The organism is Ruegeria sp. ABF4_144 (genome assembly GCF_056160045.1).
In genome coordinates this window covers 1,215,657-1,231,117 of the sequence record NZ_JBSWWK010000001.1, presented here as the reverse complement: position 1 = coordinate 1,231,117, position 15,461 = coordinate 1,215,657, and the positions used below count along the sequence as shown (strand labels likewise).

Here is a 15,461-nt window from a genome sequence, read left to right as displayed (position 1 = left end):
ATAGACCCGCCCCCGCGCGGCGGCAAGCAAAGCGAACCCGCAATCTGCGGCTTTCGCGCACCACTTTGCCCTAAACTGTGACTTCAGACCCTAAACCGGGAAAACAAAGCACCGATCCCGGCGAACGGTCAGCCACATGACCCGCCCCGGATTGGGCACAAAGACATTCGGCACCGTAGCTTTCAGGATCGAACCGTCGTGGTCCATCCGAAACTCCACAAGGCTCTCATTGCCTAAAAACCGCGCCCGCTCGACTACGCCGCGGGCAGCAACGCCGTCGGTTACCGTGGGCAGCGGTCCTTTACCATTGCGGTCAAAGTCCAGCCGAACGTGCTGAGGCCGGAATACAATCTCGACATCCGTTCCATCCGGGACGCCCGGCGCCAGGAACTGACCAAACGGGGTTTTCGTCAAGGCGCCATCAACTCTGCCTCGCAACACATTGACATCGCTGAAAAATGCTACCGCCGCCTTGTCAATCGGGCGAGTATAGACGTTGTATGGCGCACCCTGCTGCACGATCTTGCCGCGCCGCATAAGGGCGACCTCATCAGCCATGCGCATTGCCTCTTCCGGCTCATGCGTCACCAGTACTACAGCTGCGTCTTCTTCCTTGAGGATCGCCAGCGTCTCATCGCGGATACCGTCGCGCAACCGGTTGTCCAGGCCCGAGAATGGCTCGTCCATCAGCATGATACGCGGACGCGGCGCAAGCGCGCGCGCCAGAGCCACCCGTTGCTGTTCCCCGCCAGACAGATGATGGGGGAACTTGTCGATGAAATGGATCAGGTCGACCTTGCGCAGCAATTCCTCGACCCGGGCGCGTTTTTCCTCTTTGTGGCCCTTCAGACCAAAGGCCACGTTGTCGGCGACGTTCAGATGCGGGAACAGGGCAAAGTCCTGAAACATCAGGCCGATCTCGCGGCGCTCGGGCGGCACGCGAAACACGGTATCGCAGATCAACTTGCCGTCGACGAAAATCTCGCCCGATTCCTGCATCTCGACCCCGGCGATCATGCGCAGAGTGGTCGATTTACCGCAGCCCGACGGCCCCAGCAGACAGGTCACCTTCCCCGCCTCGACCGTCAGAGAGACGTTGTCCACAACGACGCGTCCCTCGTACCGGGCGATCAGATTGCGGATTTCCAGACGAGGAGGAGTTGCGTCAACTGTCACCGATGGACCCCAATTGCCTTTTCCCGATCAAATTCATCGGGCTTTAGGCGGGGATAGCAACCCCGCCGTTCAGGCGCAAGGGATCAGCAACACCCGCCCGAGGGGGCCTCACCCGTGGCTTCGAACGGGCTTTCGCCGCCGCAACCTTCGAAGATGCCATAGTGGGTCGAGAAATCGCCGATAAAATCAAAATGCCGGGCAAACCGGGTGTCTTTCAGCATCATCCATGTGTTGCCGCAGACCGGAAACACCTTGCCGGTTTCAATCGCGTGGTGGTCGTCCAGTTCAAACAGATGCGGCGCGTTGGGGATGGTGCCTTTGTAGATCACGGCTTGCCCGTAGTCCTCGCAGGCCGGTTCCAGTTCGGACAGTTTGAACAGACGATACGTGGCCGAGAGGAACTTCAGCGGCGCAACACGCTCCTCCAACACCGGGTTTTCGATGGTCAGCGGGCGGTGTGTCACGCGACGCGGGTCGCCAAAACCCGCCTTGCGAGAGATAGACAGAAAATCGTTCCAATAGAGCGCACCGGACAGGCATTCGCCGTATAGCACCGCATCCTCGGCCATTGCTGATGGGATGCGACGGTCGGCATAAACATCCGAGAAATACATCTCACCGCCCTCTTTCAACAAACGGTGCGCGCCGCGTAGAACCGCCTCTTTATCGGTGGCAAGATTGATCACGCAGTTCGAGACGATGATGTCAAAGGAACCTGGTTCAAGGTTCAGTTCATCCAGCTTCTCGATATAGCCGTGATGGAATTCCACGTTGCTGGCCGAATGACCAAACGCCTCAGCGTGATAGTCCTGATGGGTTCGGGCGATGTCCAACTGCTCGGGCGTCATATCAACGCCGACGACGCGGCCCTTTTCGCCCACCATCGCCGACAGAGCATAGACGTCACGGCCGGCACCACAGCCCAGATCGAGAATGCTCATCCCTTCCAGATCCAGCGGTGCAATCAAGCCGCAGCCATAGTACCGGGTCAGCACATCGTCATGAACTTTTGACAGGATCTTTTTGACATGATCCGGCATGTTGTCGGGCGTGCAGCAAGCGTTGGTTTGCAAATCCGCGCTGCCCTGCAGGACCTCGCCGTAATAGTTCTGCACCGATTCATGCTTCATCGCAGCTTTCCCTTTCGTCACTGGCTGCACCGCAGCTAATGCAGCAGTGTCCCGGGTGCAATCCGGAGCCCATAAATCTGACGAAAGCGTGAGATAGCAGGGTTACTCCAGAAGTTCGAAATCGACGCCTGCGCGCACCTTGCCGTTTACCTGAATCTCAAGCCGATGCGCACCGGGGACCAGTTTGAATGTGGTCGCGTTTCCCTTTAGCTTGTGCTTCTTGCTCAGTTTCAGCGCGCCATCACGCAATGCGGCCTGTTTCAGCTTGTGCACCTTGGCTGAGGTTTTACCTCCAGGCCTCTGAAAGTGAATGATATAATCCACAAGGACCGGCTGATCCCCAGCCCCGTTCAACGAAACATCGAACTCCAACGCCTCACCAATCCGGGCGTCACCATTCACCTGAACATCCGCCGCAACCTTGGCATCCGGATCATAGCCCAGCATTTTCATGGCACCCGGGTGGCCGGATTTCACCAACCCTCTCAGGGTATGAGACTTCATCCAGCGCAGCTCGTCCTTCTCCTGCTGCTTGCTTGAGGCCCAATTCTGCAGCTGACCCAGCACCAGATCAGGTTCTTTTTTGGAAATGTCGTTCAGATGGTTCGCCACTGACCGGGTAACAAAGCGCGTGGGATCGCTGTGCAATCGATCCAGCAAGGGCAGCGGGTCGGCCATGTCCAAGCTAACCGCCTGCCCCCATGGCAAGCGCGGCCTTGTGCCTTCGCTGACCAATCGGCGCACGTGATAGCTGCTATGCCCACACCATAGCTCCATCCGCGACAACACCAGATCCTGGTGTTGGTTGAGGAATGGGCGAATGGCCCATTCCATCGAGAACCGCTGGGTCAGCTCTTCCAAAGCATCCAATGCAAGTTCGGGGTGATCCAGCCCGACATTGACCACCCAATCCCCCAAAGGCGCAAAGATGAAATCGCCGAAGTCATCGTCCGTCTTGGTCGGGTCCAGTGGTGGTGGCAGAGCGCGCAGCAAAGTCGGCGCGACCTCTGGCAAATCCCCCGGGACCGCCTTTTGCAGGCACTCGGCGATCCAGGCCATACGCTCTTTCAGTTCAAGATCCAGCAAGCGGGACATGACGCTTGCTTGGAATGCCTCCGCATCAAAGGACGGGTCAGCCCCAGCAAAGAGCGCTGCCAGATAGCGGGTCTTTTCAGCATTAAACAGCTGGTCTTTGAGCGAAAAGTTCTCAGCCATCGTTACATCGTCAAATTGGTTGCGCCGCCATCCAGCAGGATGTTCTGACCAACAATAAAGCCAGCATGCTGCGAACACAGGAACGCACAGGTTGCTCCAAACTCCTGCCGGGACCCATACCGCCGCGCCGGGATCGTTGCCGCTCGATTTGCTCGCGCTTCATCAATGGAGATGCCTTGCTGGCTTGCTACACCGCCGTCCAGAGAATCCGCACGGTCAGTGGCATGAATACCCGGCAGAAGATTGTTGATCGTCACGCCATGCGGCGCCACCTGCCGTGATGTCCCAGCCACATAACCGGTCAACCCCGTCCGCGCTGCGTTCGACAGGCCCAGCACCGCAATTGGCGCGCGAACAGATTGCGAGGTGATGTTCACCACCCGGCCCCAACCCTTGTCCATCATCCCCGGCAGCAAAGCCTTCATGAAAGCTATTGGCGTCAGCATGTTGGCATCCAAGGCCTTGATGAAATCCTCACGCTCCCAGTCCGACCACATCCCCGGAGGTGGGCCGCCAGCATTTGTCACAAGAATATCAACACCCTGCGCCGCCTTTATCACCTGTTCCTGACCTTCGGGCGAGGTTACATCACAGGCCACCGTCTGCACATCCACACCGTGTTCCGACCGCAATCGCGCGGCTTCGGCCTCCAACGCCTCGGTCCCGCGCGCATTCATCACCAGATCAACGCCCGCCTGTGCCAGCGCCTCAACACAACCCAGACCCAAACCTTTACTGCTGGCGCAAACCAGAGCGCGCTTTCCACGTATTCCTAGATCCATTCAGACCTCCCCAACAAAATTTAAGACCGCGACCGAAATCCAAAAGGCAGCACTGTTTTCGAAGTCGGCGAAACGGTGACTACTGCCGCTTTCAACAGCCTTTTCTCATAGACTGTCATCAACTTGCGTCTCGACAGCGCCAACTGTGGCCAGTGCCTTGGACAATCCGATGTCAGTACCGCCAACAGACCATTTGACCTGTTCCAGCATCTCAAAAACCTCGTCACACTGATTGCCAGTGCAACCTTTTGCACGTTTCAGCATGTCCTCTTGCCCGGACAGAAAACCAGCATGCGCTTTTAAGCTGGTCAAATCGGCCTCAAGCTGCGCGCGTGTTTCCGAGGTAAAACGGTCCGAGTATCGATCAACAAAGCTACTTAGATCCTTAACCAACCGCTGGTTGGCCCGGCGCGCTGAACGCATCGCGCGTAAAACCTGACGACGCGAAGACGCAGCCAGCTTACCGGTTTCGTCAAACGCTTCGTGAGCTTTCGCAACACGTGTCTCGACGTCAGCGATCTTTGCTTGCACCGCCTGCGATTTGCTCATCAGGTCTTGAACGTCCGTGGCCAGATCTTTCGACTGATCATAAACCCCGCTGCCACTGTTGCCGTCACTTTTGCTTTGAGCGGCGGCAGATGTATCTGCCTCATCATTGTCTCCGCAACGACTGCAATCAGCGGCGGCGCCCGAAAAGTCAGGGGTATCGCCATGCCCCGGATGGGCCGTCGCGACATGCGGCGAATGCACAAACAAAAAAGCAGCGGCAACGCAAACCGCTACGGAATTTAGAAAAGAATTGGCCATCTTGCCCTTCAATACTTCAAAGTCTCATCTGCCCGAGAGCACGCTGCCGTTTTTCGCGGGGCAACGCCCTGCCCGAACAGATCAGAATTAAGCTGTGGCGTCAGTAGAAAAACTCTTCGCGCACAATCTTTCCGTTCGCGACGTGGTAAAGCCCTACCTCTTTCATATCAAAGCTCTCGCCACTTTCCTTCACCGTGCCCTTCACTTCGAAAATCACAGCGAAGCGGTCGTCGCCATGCAGATATGGACCGCTAACCACCGCCTCGGACACGTCATGCGCACCCTCCCACCAGTCGTGTTTGCCACTGATCGCATCGCGCCCCGCCACTTCGCGCCCCATGCCTGAATAGTCTACTGCTTCGACTGAAACGGCATCTGTCGCATAGAGTTTCGACAGATTCTCCTTGGCGCGATTCTCACGGCACCCGGCGACCAGTTCGTCGGCAATCTCTTTCAAATTCATTGGTACTCTCCATCATTTGTTCACTATATGTTCTTTTTGTCACAAGCGTGCGATTCGAACCAGCCCCTTTGTCTTGCTTCGGCAGGATTCCCCGCCTATACGCGCGTCATGCTTGATACCGCCTCGAACCAACCCGTATTGCCGCCCGAGATCGCCCGGCGCCGGACATTTGCCATCATCTCGCACCCCGATGCGGGTAAGACAACGTTGACGGAAAAGTTCCTGTTGTACGGGGGTGCCATTCAGATGGCCGGTCAGGTCCGCGCCAAGGGTGAAGCCCGGCGCACGCGTTCCGACTTCATGCAGATGGAAAAAGATCGTGGCATATCGGTTTCCGCCTCGGCGATGTCGTTTGATTATCGGGATTTCCGGTTCAATTTGGTCGACACGCCCGGCCACTCGGATTTCTCTGAGGACACCTATCGCACGCTGACCGCGGTGGACGCCGCCGTGATGGTTATTGATGGCGCGAAAGGTGTGGAAAGCCAGACGCAGAAACTGTTCGAGGTTTGCCGCCTGCGCGATCTGCCGATCCTGACCTTCTGTAACAAGATGGACCGGGAAAGCCGCGATACGTTCGAGATCATTGACGAAATACAAGAGATGCTGGCCATCGATGTCACGCCCGCCGCATGGCCGATCGGCGTGGGTCGGGATTTCATCGGCTGCTATGACATGCTGCGCGACCGGCTGGAACTTATGGACCGCGCCGACCGCAACAAAGTGGCGGAAAGCATCGAAATCAACGGTCTGGACGACCCCAAACTGGCCGAGCACGTCCCCGAGCATCTTCTGGAAAAACTGCTGGAAGAGGTTGAGATGGCACGCGAGCTGCTGCCTGCGCTTGACCCACAGGCGGTTTTGGAAGGTCACATGACCCCGATCTGGTTCGGCTCAGCGATCAACTCGTTCGGGGTAAAGGAACTGATGGAAGGCATCGGCGACTTCGGCCCGCAACCACAAGTTCAATCCGCCGAACCCCGCCAGATTGCACCGGACGAAAAGAAAGTCGCGGGCTTTGTTTTCAAAGTGCAGGCGAACATGGACCCTAAACACCGTGACCGGGTGGCTTTTGTGCGCATGGCCTCGGGCCATTTCAAGCGCGGTATGAAGCTGACCCATGTGCGGTCGAAAAAGCCGATGGCAATCTCGAACCCGGTTCTGTTCCTCGCGTCTGACCGCGAACTGGCGGAAGAAGCCTGGGCGGGTGACATCATCGGTATTCCGAACCACGGGCAACTACGCATCGGTGACACGCTGACCGAAGGCGAGGCGTTGCGCGTGACCGGCATCCCCTCTTTCGCACCGGAACTGCTGCAAACAGTTCGCGCGGCGGATCCGTTGAAAGCCAAGCACTTGGAAAAGGCCCTGATGCAGTTCGCCGAAGAAGGCGCCGCCAAGGTGTTCAAACCTTCGATCGGTTCGGGCTTTATCGTCGGCGTCGTCGGCGCGCTGCAATTCGAAGTACTCGCCAGCCGGATTGAAATGGAATACGGCCTACCCGTGCGGTTCGAGGCGTCTCAGTTCACTTCGGCTCGTTGGGTCAGCGGTGAAAAGGCCGAGGTCGAAAAGTTCGTCAACGCCAACAAGCAGCACATTGCCAACGATCATGACGGTGACATCGTTTACCTGACCCGCCTGCAATGGGATATCGACCGGGTCGTACGCGACTATCCGGCGCTGAACCTGACGGCGACCAAGGAAATGATGACGTGACCTGCCCGCAGGCAGCAAATGGTAACTGACCCAACCTGGGGAATTGTTTCGACCGTTCGGGGCGCGGCCCCGGACATCCTGCGCTTCGTGGCCTATCACCTCGATCTTGGGGTCGACCGGATGCATATCTTTCTGGACGAACCCAACCCCAAAGCGTTCAACACGCTGAACCGGCATTCAAAGGTCGAAGTCCGCAATTGCGATGACGGGTTCTGGGCCAACCGAAAGCGTGAACGGCCCGAACGGCACCAAACCCGCCAAACCGCGAACGCATCGTTCACGTATCGCAGCACCGATCTTGACTGGTTGGCCCATATTGATGTGGACGAATTTCTGTGGTCCTCAATCCCTATCCGGGATCATCTGCAATCCGTTCCACCCCATACCGCAGCAGTGCGTGTTCGTCCGATCGAAGCGTTGTCGGGCAGCGATGATATGTACAAGGCTCATATTCCAAGCGGTCCGGACCGCGAGGCATTGGTGCAGTCGCTGTATCCCAACTATGGCGGCTTCGTTCTTGGTGGGTTTCTCAGCCACGTGCAAGGCAAACTCTTTGTCCGCTCCGGGCTGAAGAACCTGAGCTTTCGCATCCACAATCTGTTTCAAAACAAGGCGCTTTTGCCCTGTAAATTCGAACTGCCCGGGCTGGAGCTGTGCCACCGGCACGCCCCCGACTGGGACCACTTTCTGGCGCACTACCGGTTCCGAATGGAACGCGGGTCCTACCAGCCCGGCATGTCCCCCAACGTTCCGCGCGAGCTTGGCGGCCTGAACATGAACGAATTGCTCAGTTGGATCCAGGCCGAGGAAGGTCAGGATGGCCTGCGCGCGTTTTTCGATGAGTTAAGCGGTGCCGGCACCGAGGCACGCGCCCGGCTGGAAGACCACGGCATGATCCGGTACCGGCCGCTGGAGCTGGATAGGAAAATCAGGAAACACTTCCCCGGAAGTATCTGAATTGTTGCGTAAAATCCGCACCACCCTAGCACGGAGAACCCTAAAGGGCTCTTCATTTGACCCTGACCAACGATTTTGTTATGTCCCCCTCAAGCCGAAATTGCGCAATGACGCGCATGGCCATCCGGGCCCGGCAAACCTTTGACGCGCGGGCCAGGTCTAGAGTCCGCTTGAACCGGACATACATGACAAAGTTTAACGAACTGAACCTGAACCCGAAGGTCCTCAAAGCCATTGAGGAAGCCGGATACGAAACCCCTACCCCGATCCAGGAAGGTGCAATTCCACCTGCGCTTGAGGGCAAGGATGTTCTGGGGATCGCCCAGACCGGCACTGGCAAGACCGCCAGCTTCACCCTGCCGATGATCACCCTGCTGGCCCGTGGCCGTGCGCGTGCACGTATGCCGCGCTCGCTGGTGCTGTGCCCGACACGGGAACTGGCCGCGCAGGTGGCCGAGAACTTCGACACATACGCCAAAAATGTGAAACTGACGAAAGCGCTGTTGATTGGCGGTGTTAGCTTCAAAGAACAGGACGCCCTGATCGACCGTGGCGTCGACGTGCTGATCGCCACTCCGGGTCGCCTGCTGGACCATTTCGAGCGCGGCAAGCTGTTGCTGACCGGCGTTCAGATTATGGTGGTGGACGAGGCCGACCGGATGCTGGATATGGGCTTCATCCCGGATATCGAACGCATCTTCTCGCTGACACCGTTCACGCGCCAGACCCTGTTCTTCTCGGCCACAATGGCGTCCGAGATCGAGCGGATCACCGACACGTTCCTTTCCGCCCCCGCCCGGATTGAAGTTGCCCGTCAAGCAACAGCCTCTGAGACCATCGAACAGGGCGTGGTCATGTTCAAAGGCGGCCGTCGCGACCGCGAGGCCAGCGCAAAACGCAAGGTTCTGCGCGCGCTGATCGACGCCGAGGGTGACAAGTGCACCAACGCGATCATCTTCTGCAACCGTAAGACGGATGTGGATATCTGCGCGAAATCGCTGAAGAAATACGGCTACAACGCCGCCGCGATCCATGGCGATCTTGACCAATCACAGCGAATGAAAACGCTGGACGGGTTCCGCGACGGTTCTCTGCGCCTACTGGTGGCATCGGACGTAGCCGCGCGTGGGCTGGATATTCCGTCGGTTAGCCACGTGTTCAATTTCGACGTTCCCGGCCATGCCGAGGATTACGTACACCGGATCGGCCGCACCGGCCGTGCCGGACGCGAGGGCAAGGCGATCACCATCTGTTCGGGCCGTGACGAAAAGGCCTTGGATGCGATCGAAAAGCTGATTCAGAAGGACATCCCGCGGCTGGACAATCCGGTCAAGGAAGAGCCGAAGGCCGAAAAGCCGAAGCCTGAGAAAAAAGCAAAGTCTGAGGACGGCAAAAAAGCTGAAAGTAAAAGAGGCGACCGCAAGAAGGACAAAGAGCCCAGAGGTCGTGGTCGCCGCGATGACAACGGTCCCGCTGTTGTGGGCATGGGCGATCACCTGCCCAGCTTCATTGCCCTCAGCTTTGACGAACGCCGTGCTGGCTAGTCGGGATTGATTGCCTAGAACCGGTTTTCGCTGTCTGTCGCCTGACGGTGCGACCGCTGAAAACCAGCGTTTCTCCGACCCTGGGGTCAAACACGACCTAAATCGCCAGCACCAGCGCCAGTATCGACAGGCCAAGCAACGTCATCCCGGCGATCTCACGCCGGGTGATGGTTTCCCGAAAAAACAAGAGCGATGCTGACAGGCTGAGCAGCAACTCGACCTGCCCCAGCGCTTTGACATACGCCGCGTTCTGCAGCGTGAAGGCAAAGAACCAGCAGAACGAGCCGCATAGGCTGGTCAGGCCGACAAAAACGCCAGTCCGGCGGGTCTGCCACACCGCAATCAGCTCGGCCCGGTCGCGCCACAACAGCCAAATCCCCATGCTGAGAAACTGGATCGTCACCACAACGGCCAGCGTCACCAGCGCGCGGAACCAAGCGTCGATATCACCAAGTTCCAGCGAAGCGCCCCGATAGCTGACCGACGAAAAGGCAAACAACACCCCCGATCCCAGCCCCAGCCGCGAGGCGCGATTGGTAAGATGCGTCCACCACACCCCGTCTCCTCCGGGTGATTTTGACAGCAGCAGCACTGCCAGCAGACCCACAAAAATCGCCACCAGCGCACCGGCCGAGATCTGATCGCCCAGCACCAGAAAACCGACAATGGCGGTCTGGATCACTTCAGTCTTTTTAAAGGTAATCCCAACGGCAAAGTTGCGTTGCTTGAACAGGGCAACAACACAGATGGTCGCCAGTATCTGTGCCATTCCGCCAATGACGGCAAACAGAAAGAACTTGGCTGTTAAAGGCGGCAAGCTGAATCCGGTCACCTGCAAAGCCACAGCCAGCCCCAGCAACGCCAGCGGTAGGGAATATGCGAACCGGGCAAAGGTCGCGCCGGCCGCAGTCAGTTTTACGGCGCTCAGCGACTTTTGCAGCATAAACCGCACGGTCTGGAACGAGGCGGCGGCGACAGTGACGGGAATCCACAAACTCATGGATTCCCTTGTGTCGTTAAATCAACCCTTTGGCCAGAGAGGATGCGCAACCGGGTCTTTCGCCCGCAGGAAATACGCGCGGAAAATCTGCGCGTAGGAACGAAAGACATAGACCTCATTCCGATCTTGATACCGGCCTTTTTCAGCGCGATACAGGCCGGGCAGCCGATACCACGGCGCACCGGGATTCATGTGATGAACGACGTGCAGGTTGTTGTTGAGAAACAGAAATGCCAGCGGGCCCTGGTCTTCGATGATCACCGTTCGGGCACCGGCATTTTCATGAGCGCGGTGTTCCAGGAAGGTGCGGATCTTCACCAGACCCAAACCAAAATAGGCCGAAAGAACATAGGCCCAAATCGGCATTTGGGATTGCGCCACGATCCACAGCACCGCCACAACTCCGGGAAGATGCAGCGCCCAGGCCCGTACAACTTCACGCCCGCCGCGCAACTCGTTGCGCATGAATGCGATTTGCCCGAGCGCCGGACCCAAAACGATCCGCCCCAACAGGGTATTATTCACACGCAGCAACCGTTGTTTCCAACCTGGCAAAGTGCCCCACACCTGCGGGTCCAAATAGTTGGATTCGGGATCATCATAGGGATCGGTCAGCGTTTCATCCCGGTGATGTGCCAGATGCAAGTCTCGGAACCGCTGATAAGGAATGAACAGGGTCAATGGCAGCACCATCAGCGCCTCGTTCAACCACCTGGTGCGAAACGGGTGACCGTGCAGCGCTTCGTGTGTCAGCGAAGAATGCAACGCGGCCACAACTGCCATCGCGGGAATCGCCAGCCATAGCGGCAACAGAAACACCACGGCCAACCACGCGCCGTAACACGCCGCGATCAGGGCCAAGGTGCCCCACTCTGGTGTCGCGGGCCTAGACATTGCGACCCCACGAGATGCCTGCCCAGATGCGCTCGTAAATCACGTACATTGTCAGGCCTATGGCCGTATTCACAATCGCAAGTGTGCCGCCAATCGCGGCTGACCCGGTGGCCATCAGCCCCACCAGCGTCATCACGACCAAACCCATTACATTCCACAGCACAGCCTTCACGACTGATCTTCGCCGTGTCTCCATTCCGTCACCCATATTATTGTTATGTCTTTAAAATTACGGGTCGACGCATCCGTTGAAAATTCTGAATATGATTAACAAAACTCATCATCTGTGATATTTTCAAACATATGCAGGATAAAATCGACAAACGAGACCGCGCGGCACAGTTTCGACTGCGACTCGCCCGCGCCATGGAGGAACGCCATGTCAGCCAGAGCGCGCTGGCGCGGCTTATCGGTGTGGATCGCTCGACCGTTTCGCAGCTTTTGACCGATGAGGGCGCGCGCCTGCCGAACGCGCATGTGGTGGGCAGTTGCGCCTCGGCCCTTGGGGTGTCGGCGGATTGGCTGCTGAGCCTGTCGGACCGGCCGGAAAGCGCCGCCGAATTGCTGGCCAGCTCTCTGACCATGACTGAAGCCCCCCGCGCGCTGGTGGATGAGCGTATTTTCGAATGGCACCAAGAGGCGGCGGGTTACAAAATCCGTTATGTTCCAGCGACTTTGCCCGATATGTTAAAGACCCGCGCCGTGCTGGAATGGGAATACGCGCCCCATCTGGGCCGGACTGCAGATCAGGCGATCGGAGCGTCGGCGGACCGCCTGACATGGATGCGCAGCGCGCAGTCGGACTATGAAATCGCCATGCCGCTGTACGAGATCGACAGTTTCGCCCATGCCTCGGGGTATTACGAAGGTTTGTGCCCCAAAATCCGGCTGGAGCAGATCGATCATCTGCTGGAAATTTGCGAACAACTTTATCCCCGCCTGCGCATCTATCTGTTTGATGCAAAACGGCTATATTCGGCCCCGGTGACCATTTTTGGCCCGCTTCTATGCGTTTTCTACGCGGGCAGCCACTATATGGCCTTCCGCGACCGCGACCGGATAGAGACGTTTACGCGCCATTTCGACCGCTTGGTGCGCGAGGCAGACCTGACCGCACGCGACTTTTCAGACCACCTCAGGCAGTTGCGCGCATCAATCGCCGACCGGTAAGGATGCACAGGCCACGTTCTTGTGCTATCGTCGTTCGGCGCGAACCTTCGGGTGTTCCGATCACAGACGGGAGGACGACAGGAATGGACGCAATTCAAACTGCTCAATACGCACGAGCGCTCTATACCGCACATGGTGACCAGGCCGAGGCGGAAGCTGCCAAGAAAATGCGCGAATGCGAAGCCGCCGGGAATATGCAGCAAGCGCAGGACTGGCAGGCGGTCCGTCAGACCATCCGCCAGTTCCGAGGGCCAAATCAGGGCTGATACGGCCTAAATCTTCGGGTCAGGATTCACGGTATGGCCGTCCACGGCAATCACCTGACCCGACACCAACCGCGCCGCATCCGAGGCGAGGAACACGGCCATATTTGCAATATCGTGCCCTTCAACGAACCGACCCATCGAGGTACCAGCCGCATAGCCGTCATAGACCTGATCTCGGGTCATGCCCTTTGCCGTTGCTTCACGGGTCAGCACGCCCTCCATCCTGGGACCTTCGACCGCGCCGGGGCAGATGACGTTACACCGCACACCGTGCGACCCCAGCTCCATCGCCAGCGTCTTGCCCAGTCCGATCACCCCCCATTTCGCTGCCGCATAGGGTGCGCGGTTGGGGTAGCCGTACTGCCCGGCGGTGGATGAGGTGATCACCACGGCACCGCCGCCCTGCAGTTTGAGGATCGGTGCCGCATATTTCGCGCACAGGAATGCGCCCTCAAGGTTGACCGAAAGGCAAAACCGCCAATCGTCCAGCGCCACATCCTCGACCAGAGCCGTCGGCCCGGCGACGCCCGCATTTGCGCAGAGCGTGTCCAACCCGCCCCACGCGGCCTGAATCTCAGCGAACAACGCAGCCACGGCAGTTTCGTCCGCCACGTTTACTTCAGACCGTTTCCAGTGCGCCGGGCATCCGTCCAACGCAGCCTTGTCCACATCCGCTACCCAAACTTGAGCACCCGCCTCATCGAAGGCTTCGGCCATGGCGCGGCCCACGCCCGAGGCCCCAGCCGTAATCAGAACGCGCCCGCTCATGCTGGTTTCCGGATCGCGGCACCGGCCCCTTCCGGGTAAGGTAATCCGGCCTGCGCATCGGCGATGCGGGCCATTGCGGCCTCAATTTCGGCTGTCGGCGCGCTGGGGCGGCGGGTTTCAAGGCTCACATGCAGCAGGAAGCTTTCTCCTGTAGCGATCAGCTTGTCGCCTTCATACATGCTGTGGAAGACATGCAGCTTCTTGCCCTGCCCCAGCAACATCTGCGTGCGAATCTCGATCTTGGCGCCAGCGTGAACTTCGTCGATGTAACGGATATGGTTCTCGGCGGTGAAATAGCTGCCGCCCGAGGCGATATAGTCCGCGTCACAGCCTATGATCTCCATGAACCGGTCAGTCGCGTCGGCAAAGGCCTCAAGATAGCGCGCCTCGTTCATGTGGCCGTTATAGTCGGTCCAATCCAGTGGCACTGCGCGCGCAACGGTCAGGATGGGCTGGCTCAGATCCGCCTGCTCCATCGTCGGCAGCGCGCCGGGTTTCAGCACCGCGTCATGCTGGTTCAGCACCGCGCCCGCACCCCAGTTCTGCGCCTTCAGCGCCCGCATCATGCCGACAAGATTGTTGTCGCGGATACGTTCCAACTCGCGGATCGAGTGCATCCCCGATTGCGCATCCGACTGATCGGCAATCATATCGACCAACTCATCAGTGAACTCGGGCACATCCATCAGCTTGGTCCACGGCCACTTCAACGCGGGCCCGAACTGCGCCATGAAATGCCGCATCCCCGCCTCACCGCCCGCCACGCGGTAGGTCTCGAACAGACCCATCTGGGCCCAGCGGATGCCAAAGCCCATTCGAATTGCCTCGTCGATCTCCTCGGTGGTGGCGATACCATCCTTGACCAGCCACAGCGCCTCACGCCAGACGGCCTCAAGAAAGCGGTCGGCGATGTGCGCGTCGATTTCCTTTTTGACGTACAGCGGGAAGAAACCGACGGATTTCAGCAGCTGCTGCGCGTGCTCAATCATTTCGGGCGAGTTCTTGTCTGTCGGGACCACTTCGATCAGCGGCAACAGATAGACCGGGTTGAACGGGTGCGTCACCACGATCTGTTCCGGACGCAGCGCACCCTCTTGCAACTCAGAAGGTTTAAACCCGCTTGTCGAAGATCCGATGATCGCGCCCGGATCACATGCTTCTTGCAAGCCCTTGTAGACCTTGAGTTTCAGGTCCAGTCGCTCTGGCACGCTTTCCTGAATCCACGCGGCACCCTGCACCGCCTCGGCCAAGTCATCGTGGAAGGTCAGCGCGCCTTCGGGCGGCAGAGGCACATTGCTCAACCCCGGCAGCGAGCGCCGCGCATTGTCCAGAACCTCGCCAATTTTGCGTTCGGCCTCGGGGTCCGGGTCGAACACGTGGACGTTCCACCCATTCAGCAGGAACCGAGCGGCCCAACCGCCGCCGATCACGCCACCGCCAATGATAGCTGCTGTTTTCATCAACATTCCTCCAGCCTGAAAGCTTCCCAAAGTTCATTCAGGCACCATGTATTCATTTTTTTGCCCAAAATCCGAAGGGTTGGGGCTGGCCCCCAATCCCCCCAACAGAAAGT

General features: G+C 58.4%; 16 protein-coding genes. 5 read left to right on the top strand and 11 right to left on the bottom strand.

Annotated elements, in window-relative coordinates; genetic code table 11:
- Positions 1 to 90: 90 nt before the first annotated feature.
- From ACXAGD_RS06380 to ACXAGD_RS06355, 6 genes are all read right to left on the bottom strand, one after another.
- Positions 91 to 1,176 (bottom strand): ABC transporter ATP-binding protein, encoded by a 1,086-nt coding sequence (locus ACXAGD_RS06380; RefSeq protein WP_475209140.1) that lies wholly within the window; start codon positions 1,174 to 1,176, stop codon positions 91 to 93.
- 83 nt (positions 1,177 to 1,259) lie between these two features.
- Positions 1,260 to 2,306, bottom strand: coding sequence for a methyltransferase domain-containing protein (locus ACXAGD_RS06375; protein ID WP_475209139.1), 1,047 nt, complete (start codon positions 2,304 to 2,306; stop codon positions 1,260 to 1,262).
- Between the two features lie 102 nt (positions 2,307 to 2,408).
- Positions 2,409 to 3,521: a hypothetical protein gene (locus ACXAGD_RS06370; RefSeq protein WP_475209138.1), complete on the bottom strand. Its 1,113-nt coding sequence runs from the start codon at positions 3,519 to 3,521 to the stop codon at positions 2,409 to 2,411.
- Positions 3,522 to 3,523: 2 nt separating this feature from the next.
- A complete protein-coding gene (locus tag ACXAGD_RS06365; protein ID WP_475209136.1) occupies positions 3,524 to 4,303 on the bottom strand; it encodes an SDR family oxidoreductase in 780 nt (259 codons plus the stop codon).
- A 105-nt stretch (positions 4,304 to 4,408) separates the two neighbouring features.
- Complete coding sequence (locus tag ACXAGD_RS06360) at positions 4,409 to 5,110, bottom strand: hypothetical protein (protein ID WP_475209135.1); 702 nt, start codon at positions 5,108 to 5,110, stop codon at positions 4,409 to 4,411.
- Between the two features lie 100 nt (positions 5,111 to 5,210).
- Positions 5,211 to 5,573: a SnoaL-like domain-containing protein gene (locus ACXAGD_RS06355; protein ID WP_475209134.1), complete on the bottom strand. Its 363-nt coding sequence runs from the start codon at positions 5,571 to 5,573 to the stop codon at positions 5,211 to 5,213.
- 108 nt (positions 5,574 to 5,681) lie between these two features.
- Here ACXAGD_RS06355 and ACXAGD_RS06350 point away from each other — a divergent pair, with 108 nt between their 5' ends.
- The 3 genes from ACXAGD_RS06350 to ACXAGD_RS06340 all read left to right on the top strand — a co-directional run bounded on the left by ACXAGD_RS06350 (position 5,682) and on the right by ACXAGD_RS06340 (position 9,790).
- The gene (locus ACXAGD_RS06350; protein ID WP_475209133.1) at positions 5,682 to 7,289 is read left to right on the top strand and encodes a peptide chain release factor 3; all 1,608 of its coding nucleotides are present in this window, start codon (positions 5,682 to 5,684) and stop codon (positions 7,287 to 7,289) included.
- A gap of 18 nt (positions 7,290 to 7,307) precedes the next feature.
- A complete protein-coding gene (locus ACXAGD_RS06345) occupies positions 7,308 to 8,246 on the top strand; it encodes a glycosyltransferase family 2 protein (RefSeq protein WP_475209132.1) in 939 nt (312 codons plus the stop codon).
- Positions 8,247 to 8,431: 185 nt separating this feature from the next.
- Positions 8,432 to 9,790: a DEAD/DEAH box helicase gene (locus ACXAGD_RS06340; protein WP_475209131.1), complete on the top strand. Its 1,359-nt coding sequence runs from the start codon at positions 8,432 to 8,434 to the stop codon at positions 9,788 to 9,790.
- 97 nt (positions 9,791 to 9,887) lie between these two features.
- Here ACXAGD_RS06340 and ACXAGD_RS06335 read toward each other — a convergent pair whose 3' ends face one another.
- From ACXAGD_RS06335 to ACXAGD_RS06325, 3 genes are read right to left on the bottom strand one after another with little or no spacing between them, the layout of a single operon-like run.
- Complete coding sequence (locus ACXAGD_RS06335) at positions 9,888 to 10,790, bottom strand: EamA family transporter (protein WP_475209130.1); 903 nt, start codon at positions 10,788 to 10,790, stop codon at positions 9,888 to 9,890.
- 21 nt (positions 10,791 to 10,811) lie between these two features.
- Positions 10,812 to 11,684 carry a fatty acid desaturase gene (locus ACXAGD_RS06330; protein WP_475209129.1) on the bottom strand — a complete coding sequence of 291 codons (873 nt, stop codon included), beginning with the start codon at positions 11,682 to 11,684 and terminating at the stop codon, positions 10,812 to 10,814.
- Complete coding sequence (locus tag ACXAGD_RS06325; RefSeq protein ID WP_475209127.1) at positions 11,677 to 11,880, bottom strand: DUF2061 domain-containing protein; 204 nt, start codon at positions 11,878 to 11,880, stop codon at positions 11,677 to 11,679. Before ACXAGD_RS06325 ends, ACXAGD_RS06330 begins: the two co-directional genes overlap by 8 nt.
- Before the next feature lie 107 nt (positions 11,881 to 11,987).
- Here ACXAGD_RS06325 and ACXAGD_RS06320 point away from each other — a divergent pair, with 107 nt between their 5' ends.
- On the top strand, positions 11,988 to 12,854 hold the full coding sequence (locus ACXAGD_RS06320; protein WP_475209126.1) for a helix-turn-helix domain-containing protein: 867 nt from the start codon (positions 11,988 to 11,990) through the stop codon (positions 12,852 to 12,854).
- An 83-nt stretch (positions 12,855 to 12,937) separates the two neighbouring features.
- Positions 12,938 to 13,120, top strand: coding sequence for a hypothetical protein (locus ACXAGD_RS06315; protein WP_475209125.1), 183 nt, complete (start codon positions 12,938 to 12,940; stop codon positions 13,118 to 13,120).
- Between the two features lie 6 nt (positions 13,121 to 13,126).
- Here the strand turns inward: ACXAGD_RS06315 and ACXAGD_RS06310 are convergent, their stop codons facing one another.
- Both ACXAGD_RS06310 and ACXAGD_RS06305 read right to left on the bottom strand, forming a co-directional pair.
- Positions 13,127 to 13,888 carry an SDR family oxidoreductase gene (locus ACXAGD_RS06310; RefSeq protein WP_475209124.1) on the bottom strand — a complete coding sequence of 254 codons (762 nt, stop codon included), beginning with the start codon at positions 13,886 to 13,888 and terminating at the stop codon, positions 13,127 to 13,129.
- Positions 13,885 to 15,351: a carnitine 3-dehydrogenase gene (locus ACXAGD_RS06305; RefSeq protein WP_475212516.1), complete on the bottom strand. Its 1,467-nt coding sequence runs from the start codon at positions 15,349 to 15,351 to the stop codon at positions 13,885 to 13,887. The genes ACXAGD_RS06310 and ACXAGD_RS06305 overlap by 4 nt, the downstream gene beginning before the upstream one ends.
- Between the last annotated feature and the right edge of the window lie 110 nt (positions 15,352 to 15,461).

What these genes read in the sequence shown, in the direction of transcription:
- ACXAGD_RS06315 (WP_475209125.1), top strand. Translation starts at nt 12,938, where the DNA reads ATGGACGCAATTCAAACTGCTCAATACGCACGAGCGCTCTATACCGCA.
- ACXAGD_RS06375 (WP_475209139.1), bottom strand. Translation starts at nt 2,306, where the DNA reads ATGAAGCATGAATCGGTGCAGAACTATTACGGCGAGGTCCTGCAGGGC.
- ACXAGD_RS06335 (WP_475209130.1), bottom strand. Translation starts at nt 10,790, where the DNA reads ATGAGTTTGTGGATTCCCGTCACTGTCGCCGCCGCCTCGTTCCAGACC.
- ACXAGD_RS06355 (WP_475209134.1), bottom strand. Translation starts at nt 5,573, where the DNA reads ATGAATTTGAAAGAGATTGCCGACGAACTGGTCGCCGGGTGCCGTGAG.
- ACXAGD_RS06340 (WP_475209131.1), top strand. Translation starts at nt 8,432, where the DNA reads ATGACAAAGTTTAACGAACTGAACCTGAACCCGAAGGTCCTCAAAGCC.
- ACXAGD_RS06350 (WP_475209133.1), top strand. Translation starts at nt 5,682, where the DNA reads ATGCTTGATACCGCCTCGAACCAACCCGTATTGCCGCCCGAGATCGCC.
- ACXAGD_RS06370 (WP_475209138.1), bottom strand. Translation starts at nt 3,521, where the DNA reads ATGGCTGAGAACTTTTCGCTCAAAGACCAGCTGTTTAATGCTGAAAAG.
- ACXAGD_RS06325 (WP_475209127.1), bottom strand. Translation starts at nt 11,880, where the DNA reads ATGGAGACACGGCGAAGATCAGTCGTGAAGGCTGTGCTGTGGAATGTA.
- ACXAGD_RS06320 (WP_475209126.1), top strand. Translation starts at nt 11,988, where the DNA reads ATGCAGGATAAAATCGACAAACGAGACCGCGCGGCACAGTTTCGACTG.
- ACXAGD_RS06330 (WP_475209129.1), bottom strand. Translation starts at nt 11,684, where the DNA reads ATGTCTAGGCCCGCGACACCAGAGTGGGGCACCTTGGCCCTGATCGCG.
- ACXAGD_RS06310 (WP_475209124.1), bottom strand. Translation starts at nt 13,888, where the DNA reads ATGAGCGGGCGCGTTCTGATTACGGCTGGGGCCTCGGGCGTGGGCCGC.
- ACXAGD_RS06345 (WP_475209132.1), top strand. Translation starts at nt 7,308, where the DNA reads ATGGTAACTGACCCAACCTGGGGAATTGTTTCGACCGTTCGGGGCGCG.
- ACXAGD_RS06365 (WP_475209136.1), bottom strand. Translation starts at nt 4,303, where the DNA reads ATGGATCTAGGAATACGTGGAAAGCGCGCTCTGGTTTGCGCCAGCAGT.
- ACXAGD_RS06360 (WP_475209135.1), bottom strand. Translation starts at nt 5,110, where the DNA reads ATGGCCAATTCTTTTCTAAATTCCGTAGCGGTTTGCGTTGCCGCTGCT.